The 22,884-nt window shown below is 72.1% G+C and carries 19 protein-coding genes; 14 read left to right on the top strand and 5 right to left on the bottom strand.

Features of this window, described 5'->3' with window-relative positions; genetic code table 11:
• Positions 1-11: 11 nt before the first annotated feature.
• The 4 genes from rraA to ACFO6V_RS16100 all read left to right on the top strand — a co-directional run bounded on the left by rraA (position 12) and on the right by ACFO6V_RS16100 (position 4,240).
• Positions 12-476, top strand: a complete 465-nt coding sequence (gene rraA, locus ACFO6V_RS16115; protein WP_377136920.1) for a ribonuclease E activity regulator RraA — start codon at positions 12-14, stop codon at positions 474-476.
• Between the two features lie 96 nt (positions 477-572).
• Entirely contained in the window at positions 573-1,541 is a 969-nt protein-coding gene (gene dapA / locus ACFO6V_RS16110; RefSeq protein WP_377136919.1) for a 4-hydroxy-tetrahydrodipicolinate synthase, read from the top strand.
• A gap of 33 nt (positions 1,542-1,574) precedes the next feature.
• On the top strand, positions 1,575-3,260 hold the full coding sequence (locus ACFO6V_RS16105) for a ribonuclease J (RefSeq protein ID WP_377136918.1): 1,686 nt from the start codon (positions 1,575-1,577) through the stop codon (positions 3,258-3,260).
• A gap of 248 nt (positions 3,261-3,508) precedes the next feature.
• Positions 3,509-4,240, top strand: coding sequence for a DUF4328 domain-containing protein (locus tag ACFO6V_RS16100; protein ID WP_377136916.1), 732 nt, complete (start codon positions 3,509-3,511; stop codon positions 4,238-4,240).
• 148 nt (positions 4,241-4,388) lie between these two features.
• Here the strand turns inward: ACFO6V_RS16100 and ACFO6V_RS16095 are convergent, their stop codons facing one another.
• Complete coding sequence (locus tag ACFO6V_RS16095) at positions 4,389-5,216, bottom strand: SDR family NAD(P)-dependent oxidoreductase (protein WP_377136914.1); 828 nt, start codon at positions 5,214-5,216, stop codon at positions 4,389-4,391.
• 78 nt (positions 5,217-5,294) lie between these two features.
• On the opposite strand from ACFO6V_RS16095, the gene ACFO6V_RS16090 reads away from it, so the two are divergent.
• The 4 genes from ACFO6V_RS16090 to ACFO6V_RS16075 all read left to right on the top strand — a co-directional run bounded on the left by ACFO6V_RS16090 (position 5,295) and on the right by ACFO6V_RS16075 (position 8,544).
• Positions 5,295-5,714 carry a MarR family winged helix-turn-helix transcriptional regulator gene (locus ACFO6V_RS16090; protein ID WP_377136912.1) on the top strand — a complete coding sequence of 140 codons (420 nt, stop codon included), beginning with the start codon at positions 5,295-5,297 and terminating at the stop codon, positions 5,712-5,714.
• Positions 5,715-5,853: 139 nt separating this feature from the next.
• Complete coding sequence (locus ACFO6V_RS16085; protein ID WP_377136911.1) at positions 5,854-6,510, top strand: DUF998 domain-containing protein; 657 nt, start codon at positions 5,854-5,856, stop codon at positions 6,508-6,510.
• 152 nt (positions 6,511-6,662) lie between these two features.
• Positions 6,663-7,499: a DUF4328 domain-containing protein gene (locus ACFO6V_RS16080; RefSeq protein ID WP_377136909.1), complete on the top strand. Its 837-nt coding sequence runs from the start codon at positions 6,663-6,665 to the stop codon at positions 7,497-7,499.
• 31 nt (positions 7,500-7,530) lie between these two features.
• Complete coding sequence (locus tag ACFO6V_RS16075) at positions 7,531-8,544, top strand: adenosine deaminase (RefSeq protein WP_377136907.1); 1,014 nt, start codon at positions 7,531-7,533, stop codon at positions 8,542-8,544.
• Positions 8,545-8,587: 43 nt separating this feature from the next.
• Here ACFO6V_RS16075 and ACFO6V_RS16070 read toward each other — a convergent pair whose 3' ends face one another.
• The gene (locus ACFO6V_RS16070; RefSeq protein WP_377136905.1) at positions 8,588-9,175 is read right to left on the bottom strand and encodes a TetR/AcrR family transcriptional regulator; all 588 of its coding nucleotides are present in this window, start codon (positions 9,173-9,175) and stop codon (positions 8,588-8,590) included.
• 92 nt (positions 9,176-9,267) lie between these two features.
• Between ACFO6V_RS16070 and ACFO6V_RS16065 the strand changes: the two genes are divergently transcribed.
• Complete coding sequence (locus tag ACFO6V_RS16065) at positions 9,268-9,678, top strand: hypothetical protein (protein WP_377136903.1); 411 nt, start codon at positions 9,268-9,270, stop codon at positions 9,676-9,678.
• A 190-nt stretch (positions 9,679-9,868) separates the two neighbouring features.
• Complete coding sequence (locus ACFO6V_RS16060) at positions 9,869-12,697, top strand: FtsK/SpoIIIE family DNA translocase (protein WP_377136902.1); 2,829 nt, start codon at positions 9,869-9,871, stop codon at positions 12,695-12,697.
• Positions 12,698-12,797: 100 nt separating this feature from the next.
• Here ACFO6V_RS16060 and ACFO6V_RS16055 read toward each other — a convergent pair whose 3' ends face one another.
• Positions 12,798-14,051: a CapA family protein gene (locus ACFO6V_RS16055; RefSeq protein WP_377136900.1), complete on the bottom strand. Its 1,254-nt coding sequence runs from the start codon at positions 14,049-14,051 to the stop codon at positions 12,798-12,800.
• Positions 14,052-14,141: 90 nt separating this feature from the next.
• Between ACFO6V_RS16055 and pgsA the strand changes: the two genes are divergently transcribed.
• The 3 genes from pgsA (at position 14,142) to ACFO6V_RS16040 (ending at position 15,849) form a co-directional block, all read left to right on the top strand.
• On the top strand, positions 14,142-14,732 hold the full coding sequence (gene pgsA / locus ACFO6V_RS16050) for a CDP-diacylglycerol--glycerol-3-phosphate 3-phosphatidyltransferase (RefSeq protein ID WP_377136898.1): 591 nt from the start codon (positions 14,142-14,144) through the stop codon (positions 14,730-14,732).
• Complete coding sequence (locus tag ACFO6V_RS16045) at positions 14,729-15,232, top strand: CinA family protein (protein ID WP_377136896.1); 504 nt, start codon at positions 14,729-14,731, stop codon at positions 15,230-15,232. The genes pgsA and ACFO6V_RS16045 overlap by 4 nt, the downstream gene beginning before the upstream one ends.
• A gap of 263 nt (positions 15,233-15,495) precedes the next feature.
• Positions 15,496-15,849, top strand: a complete 354-nt coding sequence (locus ACFO6V_RS16040; protein ID WP_116674556.1) for a helix-turn-helix domain-containing protein — start codon at positions 15,496-15,498, stop codon at positions 15,847-15,849.
• Between the two features lie 90 nt (positions 15,850-15,939).
• Here ACFO6V_RS16040 and ACFO6V_RS16035 read toward each other — a convergent pair whose 3' ends face one another.
• On the bottom strand, positions 15,940-16,737 hold the full coding sequence (locus ACFO6V_RS16035) for a DNA-formamidopyrimidine glycosylase family protein (RefSeq protein ID WP_377136894.1): 798 nt from the start codon (positions 16,735-16,737) through the stop codon (positions 15,940-15,942).
• Positions 16,738-16,948: 211 nt separating this feature from the next.
• Here ACFO6V_RS16035 and ACFO6V_RS16030 point away from each other — a divergent pair, with 211 nt between their 5' ends.
• Positions 16,949-17,731: a DUF998 domain-containing protein gene (locus ACFO6V_RS16030; RefSeq protein WP_377136892.1), complete on the top strand. Its 783-nt coding sequence runs from the start codon at positions 16,949-16,951 to the stop codon at positions 17,729-17,731.
• On the opposite strand, the gene ACFO6V_RS16025 is transcribed toward ACFO6V_RS16030, so the two are convergent.
• A complete protein-coding gene (locus tag ACFO6V_RS16025) occupies positions 17,697-22,871 on the bottom strand; it encodes an Lhr family ATP-dependent helicase (RefSeq protein WP_377136890.1) in 5,175 nt (1,724 codons plus the stop codon). The two genes, ACFO6V_RS16030 and ACFO6V_RS16025, sit on opposite strands and share 35 nt — an antisense overlap.
• Between the last annotated feature and the right edge of the window lie 13 nt (positions 22,872-22,884).

The raw sequence follows: 22,884 nt of genomic DNA, 5'->3' as shown, positions 1-22,884 counted from the left end.
AGAGGACCACGATGACGGCGACCGCCGACCTGTACGACGAGCACGGCGAGGCGCTGGCCTCGCTCTCGGTCCAGCTGCGCGACTTCGGTGGGGTCCGTAGCTTCTCCGGCCCGGTCCGCACCGTGCGGTGCTACGAGGACAACGGCCTGGTCAAGGCGGTGACGCAGACACCGGGCGAGGGCGCGGTGCTGGTCGTCGACGGCGGCGGCTCGCTCCGCAGCGCCCTGATGGGTGACCTCATCGCCGCCGCGGCGGTGGAGAACGGCTGGGCCGGCGCCATCATCCACGGCGCGATCCGCGACTCGGTGGCGATCGGCGGGCTGGGCCTGGGCGTCAAGGCGCTCGGCACCAACCCCCGCAAGTCGTCGAAGGCGGGCGCGGGCGTGCTGGACGAGGCGGTGGAGATCGGCGGCGTCGTGTTCCGCCCCGGTGCGACCGTGTACGCCGACGAGGACGGCGTGCTGGTCGAGCGGTGACCCACCGGCTCGCTCACGACGAGATCGCCGCCGTCGACCGGCTGGAGGAGCTCGTGCGACGGCGGTGATGTGGGCGGTAAACGGTACGGTAGAGCCATGGTTCTTCCCACTGACCCGACGCGCCCGTTCGGCGCTGTCCTGACCGCAATGGTCACCCCGATGACGCCCGAGGGCGCCGTGGACCTGAAGGCAGCGGTCAAGCTGGCGAAGAAGCTGGTGGACGACGGCAACGACGGCCTCGTCCTCTCCGGCACCACAGGCGAGTCCCCGGTGACGCACACGCCCGAGAAGGAAGAGCTCGTCGCCGCGGTCGTCGAGGCCGTGGGCGACCGCGCGGCGGTCGTCGCCGGCGCGGGCTCGAACGACACGGTGCACGCCATCCGCATGGCCGAACAGGCCGCCGAGGCCGGCGCGGACGGCGTGCTCGTCGTCTCGCCGTACTACTCGCGGCCCAGCCAGGAGGGCCTGTACCAGCACTTCGTGGCCGTCGCCGACGCGACGGACCTGCCCGTCATGCTGTACGACGTGCCTGGCCGCACCGTGGTGCGCATCGCGCCCGAGACCTACCGGCGCCTGGCGCAGCACCCGCGGATCATCGCGAACAAGGACGCCACCGGCGACGTCTACGCCGCCACCAAGCTCATCGCGGAGACCGGGCTGGCGTGGTACTCGGGCGACGACGGCCTGCTGCTGCCGTTCCTGAGCGTCGGCGGCGCGGGCATCGTCTCCGTGTCGGCCCACGTGGTCGGCGCGCACTTCGCGGAGACCGTCCGCCGGTTCGACGCCGGCGACATCGCCGGAGCCGTCGAGGTCTTCCGCACGGCGACCGGCGTCATCGACGCCCTCAACGGCGCGGGCGCCCAGGCCGTCATGGCCAAGGCCGCGGTCGAGGCGATCGGCATCACGGACAACCGGTTCCTGCGCCTGCCCAACGTCGCCGCGACGGACGACGAGGTGGCCGCCCTGCGCGTGGTCCTGGCCGAGGCCGGTCTGCTGCGCGACGACGCCGCGCGCCAGCCCGAGGTGAGCGAGCTCGCGGAGGCGAGCTCCGCCGTCGGGCACTGAAACTTTCTGTTGGAACGAGGCCTTGGAGGCCACGTGAGTCATCCTCACCCCGAACTGTCCCTGCCCCCCGCGCTGCCCGAAGGCGGACTGCGGATCGTCGCCCTCGGCGGCCTGGGCGAGGTGGGACGCAACATGGCGGTCCTGGAGCATGCCGGAAAGCTGCTCGTCATCGACTGCGGCGTGCTGTTCCCCGAGGACAACCAGCCCGGCGTGGACCTGATCCTGCCGGACTTCGACTACATCAAGGACCGCCTCGACGACATCGAGGCGATAGTCCTGACGCACGGTCACGAGGACCACATCGGCGCCGTGCCGTACCTGCTGCGGCTGCGCGGGGACATCCCGCTGGTCGGCTCGCGCCTGACGCTCGCCTTCATCGAGGCGAAGCTCAAGGAGCACCGCATCAAGCCCTACACCCTCGAGGTGAAGGAAGGGCAGCGCGAGCAGCTCGGCATCTTCGACTGCGAGTTCGTCGCGGTCAACCACTCCATCCCGGACGCGCTCGCCGTGGCGGTCACCACCGCCGCGGGCACCGTGCTGCACACCGGTGACTTCAAGATGGACCAGCTGCCGCTCGACGGCCGCATCACCGACCTGCGCGCCTTCGCCCGCCTCGGCGAGAAGGGCGTCGACCTCTTCATGGTGGACTCCACCAACGCGGAGGTGCCGGGCTTCGTGACGCCCGAGGCCGAGATCGGCCCGGTCCTCGACGACGTCTTCGCGCACGCCGACAAGCGGATCATCGTCGCGTCGTTCTCGTCGCACGTGCATCGCGTGCAGCAGGTGCTCAACGCCGCGCACGCGCACGGCCGGCGCGTGGCCCTCGTCGGCCGCTCCATGGTGCGCAACATGGGTATCGCCGCCGACCTCGGTTACCTCGACGTGCCGCCGGGCGTGCTCATCGACATCAAGAAGGCCGACTCGGTGCCCGGCGACCAGATCGTCTACATGTCGACCGGTTCGCAGGGCGAGCCGATGGCGGCGCTCTCCCGCATGGCCAACGGCGACCACAAGGTCCAGGTGGAGTTCGGCGACACCGTGATCCTCGCCTCCTCGCTCATCCCGGGCAACGAGAACGCCGTCTTCCGCATCATCAACGGCCTGACCCGCCTCGGCGCACGCGTGGTGCACGGCGGCAACGCCAAGGTGCACGTCTCCGGGCACGCCTCGGCCGGCGAGCTCATGTACTGCTACAACATCCTCAAGCCCAAGAACGTCATGCCGGTGCACGGCGAGGTGCGCCACCTCGTGGCCAACGGGGCGCTCGCGGTGAAGACCGGCGTGCCGGCCGACCGCGTGGTGCTCGCTGAGGACGGCGTGGTCGTCGACCTCGTGGACGGCAAGGCGTCCGTCGTGGGCGCCGTGCCGTGCGGTTACGTGTACGTCGACGGCTCGTCGGTCGGCGAGATCACCGAGGCCGAGCTCAAGGACCGCGTGGTCCTGGGGCAGGAGGGCTTCGTGTCCGTCTTCGCGGTGATCGACACCGCGACAGGTAAGGTGCTGGCACCCCCGCAGGTTCTCGCGCGGGGTATGGCCGAGGATGCCTCGGTGTTCGACAAGGTGATGCCGGAGGTCACCGCGGCGCTGGAAAACGCGATCGCGGGCGGGGCCACGGACACGCACCAGCTGCAGCAGATCATGCGCCGCACCATCGGGCGCTACGTGGCGACGCGGCTGCGCCGCAAGCCGATGATCGTCCCGGTGGTCGTCGAGGCCTGATCGGGCTGCGGTGCGGCTCGGCCTTTCGGCCGGGTCGGTCGGCTTGGCCGGCTGCGGGTGAGAACGGGGTTGTGTGCGTGACCAGCCAGGTCACGCACACAACCCCGTTCTCGTCGAGCTCCGCTGATCGTTCGGGGAAGATCACCCGGCGGCGATGGGGGCATATCGGGCAACGCTGGTTAGCGTTGGCGGCTGCCCGATGCCTTCTCGGCAAGGCTCGGGTTCCCCGGACAGCATGGAGCCACCCGATGACGCACGACCCGTACGCCCCACCTACCGGGCCGACGTCGCCCGTGCCCCCGCCTGTGCAGTACACGTACGGAGCGCCGCTGTACGACGTGCCGCCCCTGCGCAGCGCGGCTGGCCTCGGCACTGCGGCGATCGTGCTGGCATGCGTGCTGACCGCTGTGCAGGTGGTGGTGCTGCTGCTCGCCCCGGAGGGAGCCGCAGCGCTGCGTACCGCTGGTGAAGTGGGTATCCCGGCCTACCAGAGCCAGTTCACGGCGTACGACGCGGTGAACCTGCTGTACGGCGCTCTCCAGGTCGCCTGCTACGTCGTCACGTGCCTCTGGCTCTCTCGCAGCCGGGCGACCGCCGTGGCGGCCAACCCCAAGTTCATCCACGGGCGCAGTCCGGTCTGGAGCTGGCTGGGCTGGTGGGTACCGATCGTGTCCCTGTGGTTCCCGTACCAGGTGGTGCGGGACATCCTTCGCTCGACATCACGCGGACCGGTCTCGGGGATCGGTGGCTGGTGGGCCGCGTGGCTCGTCTACTTCATCGCTTCCCGGATGGCGACCCGGGCAGGCACTCGTCTGACACCTGAGGCGACGCTCCAGGGTGCCGACCAGCTCGTGACCGTCGAGTTCGTCGCCACCTTCGCGATGGTCGTGGCACTCGTGCTGTGGATCCGGATCATCCGGGACGTCACGCGCTTTCAGGCGGAACGGATCGCGGTGGCCGAGCGGCGACTCATGGCGTGACCGACTCTCAGTCGTGGCTGGTCCGGTGGCGAGCCCTACACACTGCACGCCGTCGTCGGCGTGTCGCATGCAGTGTGTAGGGCTCGACGGTTTGCTGAGCAGGAAGTCGTTGTCTCGTACTGAGGCATACGTCGCTCACCGCCGTCGGTCAGACGGCGTCGACCACCTCGTGCAGGCGTAGCCGGCGGTTGAGCCCACCGGCCAGGCGCGGGACGAGCGTGCGCGGCAGCAGGCGTGCGGGCCAGGTCATCAGCCGGTTCACGGCGCGGCCCGGATAGGAGACGGCACGCCGCCGGGCGTAGTCGTCCAGGGTGCGGGTCGCGACGGCGGCCGGGGTGTCGGCTAGTCGTTCGTCGATGCTGGCCGTGGTGCCGTCGAAGAAACCGGTGGCGATGGCGCCGGGGTGCGCCGCCATGACGTGCACGCCGGTGCCGCGCAGCTCCTCGGCCAGCGCCTCGGTGAACGAGAGCACGAAGGCCTTCGTCGCGGCGTAGCTGGCCTGGTAGGGCATGGGCTGGAAGGCCGCGGTCGACGAGACGTTGATGATGCCGCCCGACCCGCGCGCGACCATCTCGGCCCCGATCGTGTGGGTCAGCGTGAGCAGACCGCTGATGTTCAGCCCGACGGTGCTCAGCTGCGGCCCGAGCGGGCGGCCGAGGAACGGGCCCACGCTGCCCGCACCGGCGTTGTTGAGCAGCAGGTCGACCGTCAGGCCGCGGTCGCGCAGCTCTCGCAGGATCCGTTCGGGGCCGTCGGGCGCGGCGAGGTCTCCGGTGATCACCTCGGCATCGGTGCCCGGGTGCCGTTCGCGGATCTCTGTGGCGACCGCCCGGAGGCCTGCCTCCGTCCGGGCCAGCAGGATCACACGAGCTCCCCGGCGGGCCAGCTCCAGCGCGTAGGCCCGCCCGAGCCCCTTCGACGCGCCGGTGACGAGGGCGGTGACGCCGCGGTAGTCGTCGCTCACAAGGTCCTCCATTGTTTCGAGTCTCGAAGTACTGGAGGGCTGAACGTAGCATGATTCTTTCGAGTCTCGAAGCATTGGTAGGATGCGGGCATGACCACGCCCGACCTCACCGCGGTGGTCGCCGCGACGCACGACCTCTGGATGCGCACGAACGACCTGCTGGGGGAGTCGTTGGCCGAGCACCAGATGACGCCGGCGACGTTTCAAGCGCTGTGGGTCATCGACCCGGACGAGCCGCCGCCCTCGATGAAGGTGATGGCCGAGCGCCTGTACTGCAACGCACCGAACCTCACCTTCATCAGCAACCAGCTCACCGACCGAGGGCTGGTGGAGCGCGCGGTGGATCCGGACGACCGCCGCTCCCGGGTGCTGGTGCTGACCGCCAAGGGCCGTCAGGTCCGCGACGAGCTGGTCTCGACGGTGCTGGAGAAGACCCCGCTCGCCGCGCTGTCGGCCAGCGAGCTGGCGCAGCTCGCCGCCCTGCTGGGCCGCGTCGCTCCGCCGGACTGACCCGGCCCAGGCCTGAGCCGTGCGGTCCCGGGCCGGCCCCCGGCCCAGATCCGGTACGCAGCGCTCAGTTCCCGTCGCCGCCGTCGTCTATCGGGGAGGACGTCGGCACCTCGCCGGCGCGACGCACCCGGAGGACGAGATGGCACACGAGAACGAGTTCGACACGACGGCCGCGGTGACGCGGTCGATGCTCGGCTGGGGCGTGGTTGCGGGGCCGTTCTACCTGCTCGTCGGGCTCGTCCTGGCGCTCACCCGGGAAGGGTTCGACTTCGCGCGGCACCCGCTGAGCGTGCTCATGCTGGGCGACGGCGGCTGGATGCAGATCGCGAACCTGGCGCTGAGCGGCGTGATGGTCCTGGTCGCCGGGATCGGGCTGGTCCGGGCGGGCGCCCGCGGCACCGGGATCGCGGTGGGCATCTACGGTGCCGCGATGGTGGCGAGCGCGATCTTCCCGCCGGACCCGATGCCCGGGTTCCCGCCCGGGCAGGAGGGCGCCACGGCGATGAGCCTCTCCGGCGTGCTGCACTTCGCGTTCGGCGGCATCGGGTTCATCGCGTTCGGGGTCGCCGCCCTGCTGCTCGGCGGGTGGCTCGCCCGGCACGGTGAGCGTCGGCACGCGGCCTGGTCGAGGGTTGCCGGGATCGTGGTCCTCGTGGGCTTCGTCGGCGGGGCCGCGCTCGGTCCTGCCGGGATGGGCGGGCTGTGGCTCGCCGTGGTGGTCGGGTTCGCCTGGCTGCTGCTCGCGTCGCTCCGCCTGTACCGGGAGGTGCCACACCCGGACCTGGCACGCCGCTGACCCGTGCTCACAGCCTGGGACCGTGGTCACCGTCCCAGGAAAGTCCAGCCTGCATCCATAAAATCGCCAGTTGGGCCCTGGTTCACCCGCAACTGGTTGCTATCGGACATTGCGGTGTGAGTACGGTGGCCGGAACACATCGGAGGCCATTGATGTCCGACCCGCGCACCCCCCACCAGAACGGCGCCGCCCCCTGGGGCGAGCCCGTCCCCCAGCGAGGCATGCAGCCCCACCCGGAGCAGCTAGGCAGCCCCGCCCACCCGCAGTCCCCCTACGCCGAACCCCAGTACCCGCAGCACTACGCCGGTGCGACCACCGGCCAGCACGCCGGACCGCACACACCGGTCAGCGGGCAGCAGCGAGTGCCCGTCGACCGGGCCCACCCGCCGGCCCGCCGTCGGACATCCAGCAAGCCGCTGCCCGAGCCGCCCGCAGGGCTGGCAGTCGGGACGACCGTGGCCGCGTGCTGCCTGCTCTTCGTCGAGCTGGCAGGCCTGGCGATCCTGGTCTTCACGGGCGGCCGGGGCGAGGAGCTCGGCATCAACATCGGCCTGGGCATCCGGATCGACCCCAACGGCGCCACCGTGGCGCTCCTGTTCGCCCTGGCCGCCTACGTCGCCGCCGGCATCTGGCTCCAGGCCAGCCGCGCGTTCGCCGAGGCCTGGAACCCGGCGGCCCGGTTCGCGCACGGCCGGGCCTGGACCTGGCTCGGCTGGCTGGTCCCCGTCGCCAACTTCTGGGTCCCCTTCCGGGTGGTGCGGGACATCCGCGGAGCGGTCCTGCCCGACGGGCAGCGCCGGGTCGCCCTGGGCCTGTGGTGGCCCTTCTGGCTGCTGTCCGGCCTGCGCGTCTTCACCTCGTCCGATCAGGACGTGGAGATCATTGTCCGGTCCGTCGCCGTCGTCGCGCTCACCGTCGCGTTCATCCACTGGGTGAGGATCGTCCGGGAGACCACGGCGGCCCAGGAGAAGGCCGCCGGGTTCGCCTGATCGGGGTGGTGGCGGGACGTAACCTGCCGTCATGACCACACCCGCTTCGGCGTCGCGACCTCCTCGCGCAGAGCTGCACGTGCACATCGAGGGCACGCTGGAACCGGAGCTTGCGTTCGAGCTCGCCGCCCGCAACGGCGTGGCGCTGCCGTATCCAGACCCCGCGAGCCTGCGTGCCGCGTACGAGTTCGAGGACCTGCAGTCGTTCCTCGACCTGTACTCGGCCGCCATGTCGGTGCTCCGCACCGAGGCCGACTTCGCCGACCTGACCCGCGCCTACCTGGTGCGGGCGGCGCGAGCCGGGGTGCGCCACGCGGAGATCAGCTTCGACCCGCAGGCGCACCTGGTGCGCGGGGTTCCGCTGGAGGACGTCGTCAACGGTATCGCCGGCGTCCTCGAACGCAGCGAGGCCGAGCACGGCATCACCACGCTGCTCATCGCCGCGTTCCACCGCGACCGGGACAGCGCCGACGCGCTCGACGTCCTGGAGCGGCTGCTCGCGGCGGACGCGCCGATCGTCGGCGTGGGGCTGGACAACGCGGAGGTCGGGTACCCGCCCGGCCTGTTCCAGGCCGTCTACGCGCGTGCGGAGGAAGCCGGGCTGCGCCGCACCGCGCACGCGGGGGAGGAGGGGCCCGCCCAGAACATCCGGGACGCGCTCGACCTCCTGCACGCCGAGCGGATCGATCACGGCATCGCCGTCGTCGACGACCCGGAGCTCGTCGCCCGCGTCGTGGCGGAACAGGTCCCCTTCACCGTGTGCCCCGTCTCCAACGTGCGGCTCCGCGCCGTCCCCGCCCTGGCCGAGCACCCGCTGCCCGCGATGATCGAGGCGGGCATGCTCGTCAGCATCAACTCCGACGACCCGCCGTACTTCGGCGCCTACGTGGACGACGTCGACGACGCCGTCACCGCGGCCTTCGACCTCACCCGGGAGCAGCGGGCGGCGCTCGCGGCGGCGTCGTTCAGCGGGTCGTTCCTGCCGCCGGACCGGGTCGCCGCCTATCTGGCAGAGGTCGAGTCCTGGCGGGTCGCCGGCGCCTGAGCGGCCGGGCCTGACCAGCCGGTCCGCTGGGCCGTGACCGGCGTCAGCCCGCGAGCAGCGCAGGCCCGACCGTCCCTGCGGCCCGGTCGAACGCCGCCTCGCGTGCGCTCTCGTCCCCGGGCAGCAGGCCGGCCAGCTCCAGAGACACCAGCCCGTGCACCAGCCCCCACAGCCCGACGGCGGCGCTCAGCACGCGTTCGGGCGGCGCGCCGGCGAGCGCCCTGGCGACGGCGTCGTGCAGCACCTGGAAGGTGGGCCGGTCGACGGCTTCCGCCGGACCGCCGTCGGCCGGTGCCACCGCGCGGTAGAACATGACGCGGTAGAAGTGCGGGTCTGCCAGGGCGAACTTCCGGTACGCGCCGCCGAGGGCGCGCAGGTCCGCCGCGGGGTCGTGGCCCTGGCCGACGGCGGCGAGGTGCTCGGCGAAACGCCGGAAGCCCTCGTCGCTGACCGCCGCGACCAGCGCCTCGCGCGAGCCGAAGAGCGCGTAGACGGCCGAGGCACTGGTGCCCGCCTCCGCTGCGACCTTGCGTACGGTCACGGCGCTCTCGCCGTCGGACGAGATCATCCGCGAGGCGACCTCGAGGAGCCGGGTGCGCAGGGCGTCGTCGTGCAGTCGTGGTCGAGCCATGGCGCGAGTCTAGAAGCCTTGACGCGCGTTTGCGAACGTTGTTTGATAACACTGTTATGAAACACCGGAACAGCTAGTCCCTGGAGGACGCCGTGCTCGAGCTCTCGGATCCGGCCCGCATCACAGCGGGCATCGTGCTGCTGACCGTCGTGGGGATCGAGTCGGGCGGGTTCTTCCTGCTCAAGGTCTTCGGCGGCCGGATGGTCACCACCGACCTGCAGAAGAGCTTCTACCGGGCAGGCCACGCGCACGCGGGCGTGCTCGTGATCCTCGGCCTGCTCTGCCTGCTCCTGTCCGAGGCGACGAGCCTGACGGGGTTCGCGCACTGGCTGGCCGCCACCGGCGTGCTGTACGCGGCGATCCTGATGCCCGCCGGGTTCTTCTTCTCCGCGATGGGCGAGGGGCGGACGAAGCCCAACCGCGCAGTCGTGCTGCTCCCGATCGGCGCGGCGGTCCTTGCCGCCGGGGTCGTGACGCTGGCGGTGGGGCTGCTCCTGGGCTGAGCCGGAGGTGCAGCGCAGGGTGCGGGCCGAGGAACGAGGTGCGCGCCCGAAGCGGAACCGCAGGCTCAGGCCATACCGGCGGAGCCTGAGCCGGAGCCTGATCCCGGCAAAGCGGACAAGGACCCGGTCCCGGGACACACCGCGAGGCCTCCTGGGCCCAGCCGCCCTCCCCGGTTACGGTGGCGACATCATGGCGACCCGCACGTCGGCCCGGCGAAGCTCCGGGAAGGGATCCGGGCAGGGCGCGAAGAGCGCCAAGCCCAAGGCTGCCGCGTCGAAGCGACCGGCGCAGCGCCGGGGGGCTGCCCGCCCGGCGGCCAAGGCCGCGTCCGGTCCGTCTCGTCCGCCGTGGCCGGTCCGTGCACTACGCGGCCTGTGGATGGGTATGGCGCACGCGGTGGGTGGCGCCACTCGCGCGGCCGGGCCGCGGACGGCGCAGGACCCGTCCGACGAGGGCACGCAGAAGCAGCAGGGAGGACAGGAACTGGAACCGGACCACCGGCGCGACGGCGTCGGCTTCGCGCTGCTCGCGGTCGCGGTGATCGTCGCCGCACGCGAGTGGTGGGGCATCGACGGACCGTTCGGCGACGGAGTGCACGCGGTGGTCGCCGGCACCTTCGGCATCGCGGGCGTAGCCCTGCCCGTGCTGCTCGTCTGGCTCGCCTTCCGCGTCATGCGCCACCCGGAGCGTGCCCAGCAGAACGGCCGGGTGGCGATCGGGCTCAGCTTCCTGGTGGTCGCCACGTGCTCGCTCGTGCACATCAGCGCGGACCTGCCCTCGCCGACGGCGGGCTTCGCCCCCGTGCAGGACGCCGGCGGCATCATCGGGTTCCTCTTCGCGACGCCGGTGGTCACCGGCCTGACGCAGTGGTTCGCGATCCCGCTCTACGTCCTGGCCGGCTTCTTCGGCGTCCTGATCGTGACGGCGACGCCGGTGCACCGGATCCCGGCGCGCCTGCGCGGCATGTACGACCGGCTGACCGGTAACCACCGCGAGGAGGACGCCACCGACGAGGACGGGCTCGCGCTCGCCGACGGCGTCTCGCGGCACGACGGCACCGCCGGGACCACGAAGCGCCGCAAGCGCCGCACCAAGGAGGAGATCGCCGCCGAGAAGGAGCGCCTCGCCGGGTTCGTGGGCGACGAGGCCTTCGAGAAGGCCGCCGAGGTGGAGGCCGCCGAGCGTGCGGCGAAGGCCGGCAGGCTCATGACGCAGCGCATCCCGACCAGCGAGTCCGCGGGCAAGGTCACCGGCGCTCCGGCCATCGGTCCCGGGGTGCTCGGCCCCGACGGCGAGCGGGCGGCGTCGTCGGCTCCCAAGGCCGGTCCCAAGTCCGACGGGCCCCGGCCGCCGCAGGCGAGCGAGCCGATGCCTCGGGGTGTGCAGCCCATGCTGGACGGCGACACGGTCTACCTGCTGCCCGACGAGGACCTCCTGGTCGCGGGAGCGCCCCACAAGGCACGGTCGGCGGCGAACGACCGCGTGGTCGAGTCGCTGACGGGCGTGTTCGAGCAGTTCGGCGTGGACGCCAAGGTCACCGGCTTCAGCCGCGGGCCCACGGTCACGCGGTACGAGGTCGAGGTGGGCGCCAAGACCAAGGTCGAGCGCATCACGTCGCTCTCCAACAACATCGCGTACGCGGTCGCGAGCGCGGACGTGCGCATCCTGTCGCCCATCCCGGGCAAGTCCGCCATCGGCATCGAGATCCCGAACACGGACCGCGAGACCGTCGTGCTGGGCGACGTGCTGCGCTCGGGCGCCGCGCGGCGCACCGAGCACCCCATGGTGATGGGCGTGGGCAAGGACGTCGAGGGCGGCTACGTCGTGGCGAACCTCGCGAAGATGCCGCACATCCTCGTGGCCGGTGCCACCGGCGCGGGCAAGTCGAGCTTCATCAACTCGATGATCACGTCGATCCTGATGCGCTCCACGCCCGAGCAGGTGCGCCTCATCCTGGTGGACCCCAAGCGTGTCGAGCTGACCGTCTACGAGGGCATCCCGCACCTCATCACGCCGATCATCACCAGCCCCAAGAAGGCCGCCGAGGCTCTCGACTGGGTGGTGCGCGAGATGGACGCCCGCTACGACGACCTGGCGATGTTCGGCTACAAGCACATCGACGACTTCAACACGGCGGTCCGGGCCGGCAAGGTCAAGCCGCTGCCGGGCTCGGAGCGCAAGATCGCGCCGTACCCGTACCTGCTGGTCGTGGTCGACGAGCTCGCCGACCTGATGATGGTCGCCCCGCGTGACGTCGAGGCCTCGATCCAGCGCATCACGCAGCTCGCCCGCGCGGCCGGCATCCACCTCGTGCTGGCGACGCAGCGTCCGTCCGTCGACGTCGTCACCGGGCTCATCAAGGCGAACGTGCCGTCGCGGCTCGCGTTCGCGACGTCGTCGGTCACCGACTCGCGAGTCGTGCTGGACCAGCCGGGAGCCGAGAAGCTCATCGGTCAGGGTGACGCGCTGTTCCTGCCCATGGGCGCCGCCAAGCCGATGCGCGTCCAGGGCGCCTGGGTCACCGAGTCCGAGGTGCACCAGGTCGTCGAGCACGTGAAGAGCCAGCTCAAGCCTGTGTACCGCGAGGACGTCGCCGCGCCGGCCGCGGCGAAGAAGCAGGTGGACGACGACATCGGCGACGACCTCGACCTGCTGCTGCAGGCCACGGAGCTCGTGGTCACCACGCAGTTCGGCTCGACGTCGATGCTGCAGCGCAAGCTCCGCGTGGGGTTCGCCAAGGCGGGGCGGCTCATGGACCTCCTGGAGTCCCGCGAGATCGTGGGGCCGTCGGAAGGCTCAAAGGCCCGCGACGTGCTGGTCGCGGCGGACGACCTCCCGTCGGCGCTCGCCCTCATCCGTGGTGACCAGCAGCCGCCGCAGGTCTTCGACCAGTCGTCCTCGGGGGACGACGGCGCGGACGACGGCTCCCCCGCGCCGGACCAGTACGCCGACGGCACCGACGGCCACATGGCCCCGGTCGCCACGGACTACCACGACGACGCCGAGGCGCTGCGCTGACCTGATCCGCGAAGTAGAGCGCCTGTCCGAGCCCCCTTGGCTGAAGCCGGGAGACTCGGACAGGCGCTCTACTTCGCGGATCCTGTCTTCGCGGATCCTGTCAGCGGGTGCGCGGGACGACGCGTGGCGGTTCGCCCGTCGAGGTGGGCGGCCGGTCCTGCTCCTTCGCGCCGTCCCCGGCTGCCTCCTGCGCGATCAGGAGGCGCTCCTGGAGCTCGGCGGTCGTGAGCTGGGCGCCGTCCGGCCGCGCGAGGGCGTCGCGGGTGCTTCGCAGGCGGTGGCCCGCCGCGCGGTCGACAGTGGTCGCCGCCCAGCGGACACCGGTGACCCGGGTGCGTCCCTCAGGGGGCTGCACGATGTCCGCCACCATCAGCAGGCCGACGGCGGAGGCCGGCACGCAGCAGTCCGCCCCCTGGTTGGACAGGAGGTTGCCCAGGCCGTAGGCCACCCACATCCCGTCGCCCTCCGGGCCGCCGCTGAGGCGTTCGACAGGCTGCGGGACGTGGGCGTGGTGACCGATCACGAGGTCGATCTGCCGCGAGCGGGCCAGGGCCCGTATCGCGGCCCGCTGGTGGTCCGTGGGCTCGGTGTCGTACTCGACCCCGTCGTGCAGGCTGGCGACCACGAGGTCCGCTCCGGCCGCCCGCGCCGCCCTGGCCTGCCGGGCGATCCGTGCGGGGTCGATGATGTCCACCGACCAGGTCCCGCGGGGCGGCTCGAGCCCGTTCAGCCCGTACGTCGCGGAGAGGTGGGCGATGGTGACGGTCCGGCCGTCGCGGTCCAGCTCGTAGAACTGGGCGCCGCGTGCCTCCTGCTTGTCGCGCGCCGTCCCGACGTGGCCCATCCCGGCCTTGTCGAACGCGTCGAGAGTCGCCGCGAGGGCGTCGTACCCGCCGTCGGCCGCGTGGTTGGACGCCGTCGAACAGCCGTCCCAGCCCTGCTCGCCCAGGTCGCGGACGATCTCGCCGGGCGCGCGGAACACCGGATAGCCCGACGGCGCCACGCCTGGCGGCGCGACCGGTACCTCCAGGTGGCACAGGGCCAGGTCGGCGCCGGCGACCCAGGGATCGATGCCCGACAGCAACGGCGAGTAGTCGATACCGTCCGCTCCGGTCGCGGACTCGTTGACCGCCTTGTGGGTCAGGACGTCGCCCGCGGCGAGCAGGGTGAGCTCGATGTCCTGCGGAGGTGGGGGCGGGGGTGACGGCGTGGCCGAGGGGGACGGAGTGGTGCTCGCGCTGCCGGAGGGATCCGCGGCCGGGTCGGCGGCAGGGGTGCAGCCGGCGGCGGTGACGACGAGCGCGGTGGTCAGCGCCACGTGGGCCAGTAACCGCGGGGCGCGGACGGTATTCACCTGCGGATGCTATGGCAGGCAGTCCTCCGCTGCGAGCGTGACGCGCGCCGGGCGGTCCGACCGCGGGTGAACCGCCGTTAGGCTTGAGCAATGGTCAACGACGCTCCGTCGCCCTGGAATATTGCGAACGTCGTCACGATGATTCGCATCGCCATGGTCCCGTTCTTCGCCTGGGCACTACTCGTCGAAGGCGGGGACGACATCACGTGGCGGCTCGTGGCCACGGCGATCTTCGTGGTCGCCGCCGTCTCCGACAAGGTGGACGGCTACCTCGCCCGGTCGCGTGGGCTGATCACCGACCTGGGCAAGCTGCTCGACCCGATAGCGGACAAGCTGCTCGTGGGCGCCGCCCTGATCCTGCTCTGGATCCCCCTGGGCGAGCTGCCCTGGTGGATCCCGGTGATCATCCTGGTGCGCGAGCTCGGCATCACGTTCATGCGCATGGGCATGCTCAAGTACGAGGTGATGCCGGCGTCGCGCGGCGGGAAGCTCAAGACGGTGCTGCAGGCCGTGGCGATCTCGATGTTCCTGCTGCCGCGTGACGGCTTCGAGTGGTTCACGGTGATCGCCTGGGTGGTGCTGATGGCGGCGTTCGTCGTGACCGTCGTGACAGGCGTCGAGTACGTGTACCAGGGCTGGAAGATCCGCCGCGACGCGCGGGCCAGGACGCAGAGCGTATGAGCGCGCCCCGTCTTCTGGCGGAGACCGCCGCACGGGGCTGGACCATCGGCGTGGCGGAGTCGCTGACCGGCGGTCTGGTCACGGCGGCGCTGGTCGCCGTACCCGGCGCGTCGAGGGTGCTGCGTGGCGGCATCGTCGCGTATGCGACCGACCTGAAGGCCGGGCTGCTCGGCGTGGACGCCGACCTGCTCGCCGAGCGGGGTGCCGTGGACGAGGCGGTCGCAGCCCAGATGGCGGCCGGGATACGCACCGCGACGGGCGCCGATGTGGGACTGGCTACGACCGGGGTCGCAGGACCGGATCCACAGGATGGTCAAGGGCCGGGTGTGGTTTTCGTCGCGGTCAGCACTCCGGTAGCGTCGGAGGTGCAGCGGCTTGACCTCGACGGTGACCGGTCAAAGGTGATCGCTGACTCCGTCCGAGCCGTGCTCGACATGGCGTTGCTGCTCGTCAGCGAGACCTCGGGTGAAAAATTCGACACACCCCACGAAGTTTCCTGAAGTTACAGACATGTGAAGTTTCTTGGTTTAATCTTGCACAGGGCTTGACGCAGGTGCGGTTCGGGAACAAGGCTCATATCCACGGCGTTAGTCCCGGTGTGATCATGAACAGGCCGACCACCCGGAGCGGGCGCAAGAACTCTTCGAGCGCGGGGTACGGTAGAACGAACTCCACGCACGGAGCACGCACCACACGCAAGGCACGTCCGGTCCAGGCAGGGCAGGGCGTGAGTTCAGGGACAGGCACTGAAAGGGGGCGCGAGATGGTCGTACTACGGCGAGAAATCGGAGACGTGCTGCGTGACACGCGGCAGCGTCAGGGGCGCACCCTGCGCGAGGTTTCGTCGGCGGCGCGAGTGTCGCTGGGTTACCTCAGTGAGGTGGAGCGAGGGCAGAAGGAGGCGTCGTCCGAGCTGCTTGGCTCCATCTGCGAGGCGCTCGACGTGCCGCTGTCCTTGGTCCTGCGTGAGGTGAGCGACCGCGTGGCGGTGGCCGAAGGATTCCAGATCCCCGACACGATCCCGGCGGACTTCGTCGCGGGGCTGCTGGCCAGGGGAGGCGACCGGACCGCAGCGCGGCGAGAGGTCGCGCAGTCGGACCTGGCACCTGTTGGCTGAGCCGACAGGCTCGAAGTAGAACTGCAGCGAGACAGAACGAGGGCGGGACCCCACATCGGGGTCCCGCCCTCGTTCTGTCTCGCTGCAGTTCTACTTCGAGCTGGGGGCCTGGCAGGTCGGGCACCAGAACACAGGGCGTTCGTAGGGCTTCTCGTTCGCCGAGCCGACGCTGATCGGGGTGCCGCACCGGTGGCACGGCCGGCCCGCCCGGCCGTGCGCATGCATCTCGACGGCGCCCAGGCCCCGGGCCCGCCCCACCGCGACGCTCCGTTCCATGAGCCTGCGAGCGGTGCGGAGAAGGTCGTCGCGCTCTTCCTCGGTCAGCGCCCCGGCCGTCGTCCACGGGAACAGGCGCCGTGCGAACAGCGACTCCGCCATCCAGATGGTGCCGATGCCCGCGACCGTGCGCTGGTCCAGCAAGGCGGCACACAGCGGCCGGTCGGGCTCGCGGACGAGCCGTGCCGAGGCGTCGGGCAGCCCGGTGGTGGGAAAGTCGGCGCCGAGCACGTCCGGGCCCAGCCCGTTGAGGATCCGCTGCTCGTCGTGGGTGCGCAGCAGGTCGAGCATCCCGAGGTGCCATCCGGTAGCGGTCCAGGCGTCCGTCGCGAGCACCGCACGGATGGCGGGGTTACGCGCCGACGCGTCGCGCGAGCCCGTGCGGTGGACCTTCCAGAGTCCCTCCATGCGCAGGTGCGTGTGGAGGGTGCGACCGTCGTCGAAGCGGGTCAGCAGGTGCTTGCCGTATGCGCTGGTCTCCAGCGCGGTGGCGCCCGTCAGGTCGGCCCCTCCGGCGCTCGGCCAGCGCAGCTCCGCGCGGACGAGCGGTAGTCCACGGAGCGCGGCCGTGAGGCGCTCGGCCGTGAGTCGCAGTACATCGCCTTCTGGCACGTATGCTCCCCTCGTCGTGGGGCTTCAGCGTAGTGTGCGCCTGGGCAGAGATACGTCGCGCAACCGGCATATCACCCATTCGACACGGCCTGGTCCGGCTTGCGCCCGGATGGCCGTCCGTGCCGTATCAGGGATCGCCCGCAGAAAGATCAGGGCGCGATCAGGGGTAAAACTGATGGTTTCCGCGGGTCCGCTCCAGGACCCTAGTCTCATGACCGCCGCTGCTGTTGACCTGGGGAGACACCCAGACCTGCCGTCCGTGTACGAAGTAGACGCCCGCAGCATGCGGACCGTCGGCTGGTTCGGGGCGACGGCTCTGCTGCCGATGGTCGCGGCGCACGTGGTGGGTGCTTCCGCGGTCGACCCGGTGCTCGACCCGATCAGCTGGTACGCGTTCGTGCCCGGCGGCGGCGAGCTGATCCTGGCCGGCGGCCTGGTCCTGGCAGTACTCGGCCTGATCCTCATGGTGCGGATGTATCGCACGGGGTTGGCCGTCGGCCCCGTCCCGGCCGCGGCGATGATCGTGTTCGCCGTGGCGATGGTTCTGGTCGGTGCGTTCCCGACCGACCCGCCGGGTACTGCCGCGTCGTTCTCGGCCATCGTGCACCGCGTGAGCGCCGCGACGGCGTTCTGTGTGCTGCCGGTGGTCGGGCTGAGCCTCGAGCGGTCGATCGGGCAGCCCCGGTCCGCCCTCCCGCGAGGCCTTCGTTCGGCGGCCATCGCCCTGGGCGTGGTGGTCGCGCTGTTCCTGGTCGTGCACATGTCGCTGGTCTTCTTCGCAGACTCCGGCATCTTCGCGTTCGGTCTCATCGAACGCGTGGGCTTCGTGATCATGATCGGCTTCCTGTTCCTGCTCGCTGCCACGATCGACCGGGAGAGCCTGACCGCGGAGGCCGAGGTGGCCCACGCTGCGACGGGTTCTTCGGCCGGGCACCGGACGGACGAGCAGGCCCTCCTGCTCAGCGGATCGAGATCCGCAGACCTCGTGGCGTGACCGCGAAGCCGGCCTCGACCAGTGCACGCGCCACCGGATGGTGCCGGGCGGCCTCCAGCGCCGGTATGCCGTCGACCCGCTGAACCACCAGGCGACCCAGGCGGCCCTCGCGGACCGTACGGGCCAGCGCGTCGGCGGCGACCGCGAGTCGTGCGGGGCTCTGGCTGAACGACAGCACGGTGCGCCCACCCCGCTCCACGAAGAGGGTGAGGTCACCGTGGGTGAGCACCACCACCGCCCCGGCCTTCCGGCCGGGCCGGTGCGCCGTGACGGACCTGTTCCCCGGGCTCCCGTCCGACGCCGCAGCGCTGTCCAGCACAGGGCCGACGACGGGCCCTTCCCTGCCACCGGACTCCGTGCTCAGCGCGCCGCCCGGCAGGCCGGCGGCTGTGCCGTCCTGAGTCGCTGAACCTGCTGGGCCTGCTGAACCTGCTGAACCTGCTGAACCTGCTGGCCCGTGCGGCCCCGCGGGCCACGCGAGCGCAGCCCCGTACGGGTTGGCGGGGTCCATCGCGGCGAGCACCACCGCGCCGCTCGTGCTGCTCGCACCCGTGCCGGTCGCGAGGGCCGACGTCCGCTCGGCGACCTCCAGCTCGGCCTCGATGATCCGGGTGCGGTCCTGCGCGTCGACCCGTAGGCGATCGACGGCGCCCGGCAGCGCGAACTGGGAACCGCCCAGGTGCTCGACGAAGTAACCGCGGCGCACCGCAGCGCGTTCCTCCAGCCCGGACAGCACGCGATACACGTCGCGGTAGCCCGCCCCGACGCCCTCGGCTGCCGCGCCGGACCGCGTGAGCACGCCGTGCCGTTCGAGCAGCACCTGGGTCAGCGCGTGCGCCCGTACGGTCGGGTCGGCCTCCCGCGTCGGAAGGGCCGCCCAGCGGCCACCGCCTCCCGGCACCGACGTGCTCGCCCGGAGGGCCGAGGCGGGCCGCCCCGGTGACACCGCGAACCGTGAGCGACGCACCGGCCGGGCGCGCGCGGCCGTCCGCGGCGCTCGATGGGCACCGGCGCCGCTGACCCGCTCCCGGAGGGCGCCCAGCCCGTCGTTCGTGACCTGCCCGGCCCAGACGAGGTCCCACAGCACGTCGAGCACCGCGTCCGGCTCGGCGCCGGTGAGCTCGGCCACGCGGGGCAGGAAGAAGCCGCCGGAGCCGGTCAGCAGGTCCAGCACCGCTCGGTGCAGCTCGGAGTCCAGCAGGCTCTCCTCCTCGACCGGTTCGAGCGCGGGCAGGGTGAGCGGGGCGCCGTCGGCCAGGTGGAGCGAGACCAGACCGTCCCCGCCGCCCGAGCCGGGCAGGCGGGAGTGCCCGGCCCACAGGACCTCGCCCGCGACCGTCAGCTCGTCGAGAAGGGCCGGTGAGTAGTCGGTCACTCGTGCGGGCAGCACCAAGGTCTCCAGGGCCGACGCCGGGACGGCGGCGCCCGCGAGCTGCTCGATCGCCTGCACGAGCCCGTCCGCACCCCGCAAAAGACCCGTGGAGACGTTCTGCCAGCGGGGCAGGAAGGCGCCGAGGGCCTCCTGCTCGACGGGCTCCACCTCGGCCCGCAGCACCGCGAGCGAGCGCCTCCGCAGCAGGCGCAGCACCCCTGGGTCGCACCACTCGTCGCCGGTGCCGCCCAGCGAACCGGGGCGCAGGCTGCCGCGCGCGAGCACACCGTCGCCCTCGAGCCGGGCAAGCCCGTGCGTGACTATCGCGACACCCAGCCCGAACCGCTGAGCCACCGCGCCGGCGCCGAACGGCCCGTGCGTGCGGGCGTGGCGGCGCAGGAGGTCACCGAGCGGGTCGGGCACGGGTTCGGTGAACGTCTCAGGGATACCCACCGGGAGCGCCACGCCGAGCGCATCCCGCAGCCGGCCCGCGTCCTCCGCGACCGCCCACTGCTCCATGCCGGCGAACCGGATGCGGATCACGCGGCGGGTGGCCTCCAGCTCGTCGAGCCAGTGCTCCACGGCGTGCCGCGCCTCCTCGCGGGTGCGGGCCTCCAGCTCGTCGAGCGGATGCGGTCCGGTGCGACGGAGCAGGTCCCACAGGCCCTCGGCGTCGCGGGCCTGGCGGTCGGGTGCCAGCCCGGCGAGCTCGGCCTCCGTGCGCTCGACGGCGCCCGGGTCCAGGAGGTCGGACAGGTCCGCGGAACCCTGCTCGCCGAGCAGCTCGGCGAGCAGCTCCGGGTCGAGCGAGAGGGCGGCCGCGCGCCGCTCGGCCAGCGGTGCGTCGCCGTCGTACAGGAACTGGGCGGTGTAGCCGAACAGGAGCGACTGGGCGAAGGGGGAGGGGGTCGGCGTCGTGACCTCCACGACCCGGACCCCGCCGGCTGCGATCTCGCGCATGAGGTCGGCCAGGGCGGCGACGTCGAAGTCGTCCTGCAGGCACTCGCGGGCGGCTTCCAGGACTATCGGGAAGTCGGGGAACTGGCTGGCCACCTCCAGCAGCTGGGCGGACCGCTGGCGCTGCTGCCACAGGGGCTGCCGCTTGTCGGGCCGCCGCCGGGGGAGCAGGAGCGCGCGAGCCGCTGCCTCGCGGAACCGGGCCGCGAACATCACCGACGAGCCCAGCTCGTCGCGGACCGCGCCGAGGACCTCGTCCGGGTCCAGGAGCAGGTCCTCGAGCGTGACCCGGCCGGGAGCGTGCACGGGCCGCGCGCCGGCCTCGTCGCCCTCCGGAGCGGCGGCGCCCGCGTCCCACGTGTCGCCGTCCCAGCCGCCGCCGGAGTCGGGCAGCCGCAGCACTATCCCGTCGTCGGAGTGCATGGCGGCGACGTCGAGACCGAACCGGGCCCTGAGGCGGGCGGAGATCACGAGGGCCCACGGTGCGTGAACCCTGGCGCCGAGCGGCGAGTGGATCACCACGCGCCAGTCGCCGAGCTCGTCGCGGAACCGCTCCACGACGACCGTCCGGTCGTCGGGCACCCGTCCGGTGCCCTGGCGCTGCTCGACGAGATAGGCGGCGAGGTTGTCCGCCGCCCAGGCGTCGAGCCCGCCGTCGCGCAGGTGCTTGCGCCCGGCTTCGGGGTCGGCGGCCAGGGCGGCGTCGGCCTCGCGGACGAATGCGCCGACCGCACGCCCGAGCTCGGCGGGGCGGCCCTGGGCGTCGCCCTTCCAGAACGGCAGACGTCCGGGGAGACCCGGTGCCGGGGTGACCAGCACCCGGTCGGTGGTGATCTCCTGGATGCGCCAGGTGCTCGACCCGAGCGTGAACGTGTCGCCGACCCGGGACTCGTAGACCATCTCCTCGTCCAGCTCGCCGACCCGCTTGCCGCCGCGCATGCGGGCGCCGCCACCGGTCACCGCGTCGGTGAGGGCGTCGCCAGGGGCTCCGCCGTCCGGTGCGTCGGTGGCGAGGAAGACGCCGTAGGCGCCCTTGTCCGGGATGGTGCCGCCGCTCGTCGCGGCGAGGCGCAGGGCTCCGGGCCGGCCGCGCAGCATGCCTGTGGCGCGGTCCCAGGTGATGCGGGCACGCAGCTCCGCGAAGTCCTCGCTGGGATAGCGGCCGGCGAGCATATCGAGCACGGCCCGCCAGGTGGCGTCGCCGAGGTGCGTGAACGGCGCGGACCGGCGGACGAGCGCGAGCAGGTCCTCCTCGGCCCAGTCGTCGACGGCCAGAGCCGCCACCACCTGCTGCGCCAGGACGTCCAGGGGGTTGGCGGGGACGTGCATGTGCTCGATCTCGCCTGCGCGCATGCGCTGCGCGATGACGGTGGCCGGCACGAGGTCGCCGCGGAACATCGGGAAGACCACGCCCTTGGACACCGCACCCACCTGGTGGCCGGCGCGGCCGATGCGCTGCAGCCCGCTCGCCACGGACGGTGGTGCTCCGACCTGGACCACCAGGTCCACCGCGCCCATGTCGATGCCGAGCTCCAGGGACGACGTGGCGACCACGGCGGGCAGCCGGCCCTCCTTGAGCTCGTTCTCGGTGCGTGTGCGCTCCGCGCGGCTCATCGACCCGTGGTGGGCGCGCGCCAGGATCATCCCGCCCTGGCCGGTCGCGTCCGTGGTCATGTCCCGGCCTGGCACGGCCTCGGGCATGCCGCGTTGTCCGGGCACGGGACGGGGGATGCCGGCGCTGGTGCCCGACTGGCCCGGCACGAGCGCGGCCCAGGTGCTCGCGGGGTCGGCGACCTCGAGCCCCTGGCGCTGCGCCCACACCTCGTTCATCCGGGCGGTCAGCCGCTCGGCGCCCCGCCGGTTGTTGGTGAAGACGATGGTCGAGGTGTGGTCGGCCACGAGGTCGACCACGCGCTCCTCGACGTGCGGCCAGACCGAGGCCCTGCGCAGCGGCCGCGTGGCCTCGCCCGAGAGGTCGATCTCGTCGTCACCCGACGCCGCGGCGTCGGACGGACCGGTGGCGGGCGCGCTGTCGAGGTCTGCGAGGTCGGGAACGGGTACGACCACGTCGATGGCCCACTCCTTGTGCGACGGCGGCTGCACGACGGCGACCTCACGGGCCGAACCGTCGGCCCGTCCGCCGCCGAGGAACCGGGAGACGACGTCCACCGGGCGCACCGTCGCGGACAGCCCGATGCGCTGCGCGGGCCGGTCGAGGAGGGCGTCGAGGCGTTCCAGGCTGAGGGCGAGGTGTGCGCCGCGCTTGGTGCCGGCGACGGCATGGATCTCGTCGAGCACCACCGTCTCCACCCCGGCGAGCCCGGCGCGGGCCGCCGAGGTGAGGATGAGGAAGAGCGACTCCGGGGTCGTGACGAGGATGTCCGGGGGCCGGGTGGCGAACGAGCGCCGCTCGTTGGCCGGCGTGTCGCCGGTGCGCATGCCGACCGTGACGTCCGGGACCACCACGCCGTCCCTTGCCGCGGCCTGCCGGATGCCGGTGAGGGGGGAGCGCAGGTTGCGCTGCACGTCGGCGGCGAGGGCCTTGAGCGGCGACACGTACAGCACGCGGCAGCGGCGGGCGCGGTCCTCGGGCGGGGGAGCGGACATGATCCGGTCGATCGACCAGAGGAACGCCGCGAGCGTCTTGCCCGATCCGGTCGGCGCGACCACGAGCGCGTGCTGGTCGCGCGCGACGGCGTCCCACGCGCCGGCCTGGGCGGCGGTGGGCTGCGCGAACGCCCCGGTGAACCATGCGCGGGTTGCGGGTCCGAACCGGGAGAGCGGGTCGTCGGGCGTTGCCATGGACCCCATTCTGGCCCTGACC

The sequence above is a fragment of the Promicromonospora alba genome, assembly GCF_042654905.1.
GTDB classification, from domain to species: Bacteria; Actinomycetota; Actinomycetes; order Actinomycetales; family Cellulomonadaceae; genus Promicromonospora; species Promicromonospora alba.
This window is presented reverse-complemented; position numbering and strand designations above follow the sequence as displayed.

Bases quoted from the DNA above. Each gene is read 5' to 3' on its own strand.
- ACFO6V_RS16095 (WP_377136914.1), bottom strand. From the start codon at position 5,216: ATGGAGGACCTTGTGAGCGACGACTACCGCGGCGTCACCGCCCTCGTC.
- ACFO6V_RS16045 (WP_377136896.1), top strand. From the start codon at position 14,729: ATGAGCGCGCCCCGTCTTCTGGCGGAGACCGCCGCACGGGGCTGGACC.
- ACFO6V_RS16025 (WP_377136890.1), bottom strand. From the start codon at position 22,871: ATGGGGTCCATGGCAACGCCCGACGACCCGCTCTCCCGGTTCGGACCC.
- ACFO6V_RS16030 (WP_377136892.1), top strand. From the start codon at position 16,949: ATGACCGCCGCTGCTGTTGACCTGGGGAGACACCCAGACCTGCCGTCC.
- ACFO6V_RS16060 (WP_377136902.1), top strand. From the start codon at position 9,869: ATGGCGACCCGCACGTCGGCCCGGCGAAGCTCCGGGAAGGGATCCGGG.
- ACFO6V_RS16085 (WP_377136911.1), top strand. From the start codon at position 5,854: ATGGCACACGAGAACGAGTTCGACACGACGGCCGCGGTGACGCGGTCG.
- dapA (WP_377136919.1), top strand. From the start codon at position 573: ATGGTTCTTCCCACTGACCCGACGCGCCCGTTCGGCGCTGTCCTGACC.
- ACFO6V_RS16090 (WP_377136912.1), top strand. From the start codon at position 5,295: ATGACCACGCCCGACCTCACCGCGGTGGTCGCCGCGACGCACGACCTC.
- ACFO6V_RS16100 (WP_377136916.1), top strand. From the start codon at position 3,509: ATGACGCACGACCCGTACGCCCCACCTACCGGGCCGACGTCGCCCGTG.
- pgsA (WP_377136898.1), top strand. From the start codon at position 14,142: ATGGTCAACGACGCTCCGTCGCCCTGGAATATTGCGAACGTCGTCACG.
- ACFO6V_RS16080 (WP_377136909.1), top strand. From the start codon at position 6,663: ATGTCCGACCCGCGCACCCCCCACCAGAACGGCGCCGCCCCCTGGGGC.
- rraA (WP_377136920.1), top strand. From the start codon at position 12: ATGACGGCGACCGCCGACCTGTACGACGAGCACGGCGAGGCGCTGGCC.
- ACFO6V_RS16075 (WP_377136907.1), top strand. From the start codon at position 7,531: ATGACCACACCCGCTTCGGCGTCGCGACCTCCTCGCGCAGAGCTGCAC.
- ACFO6V_RS16070 (WP_377136905.1), bottom strand. From the start codon at position 9,175: ATGGCTCGACCACGACTGCACGACGACGCCCTGCGCACCCGGCTCCTC.
- ACFO6V_RS16040 (WP_116674556.1), top strand. From the start codon at position 15,496: ATGGTCGTACTACGGCGAGAAATCGGAGACGTGCTGCGTGACACGCGG.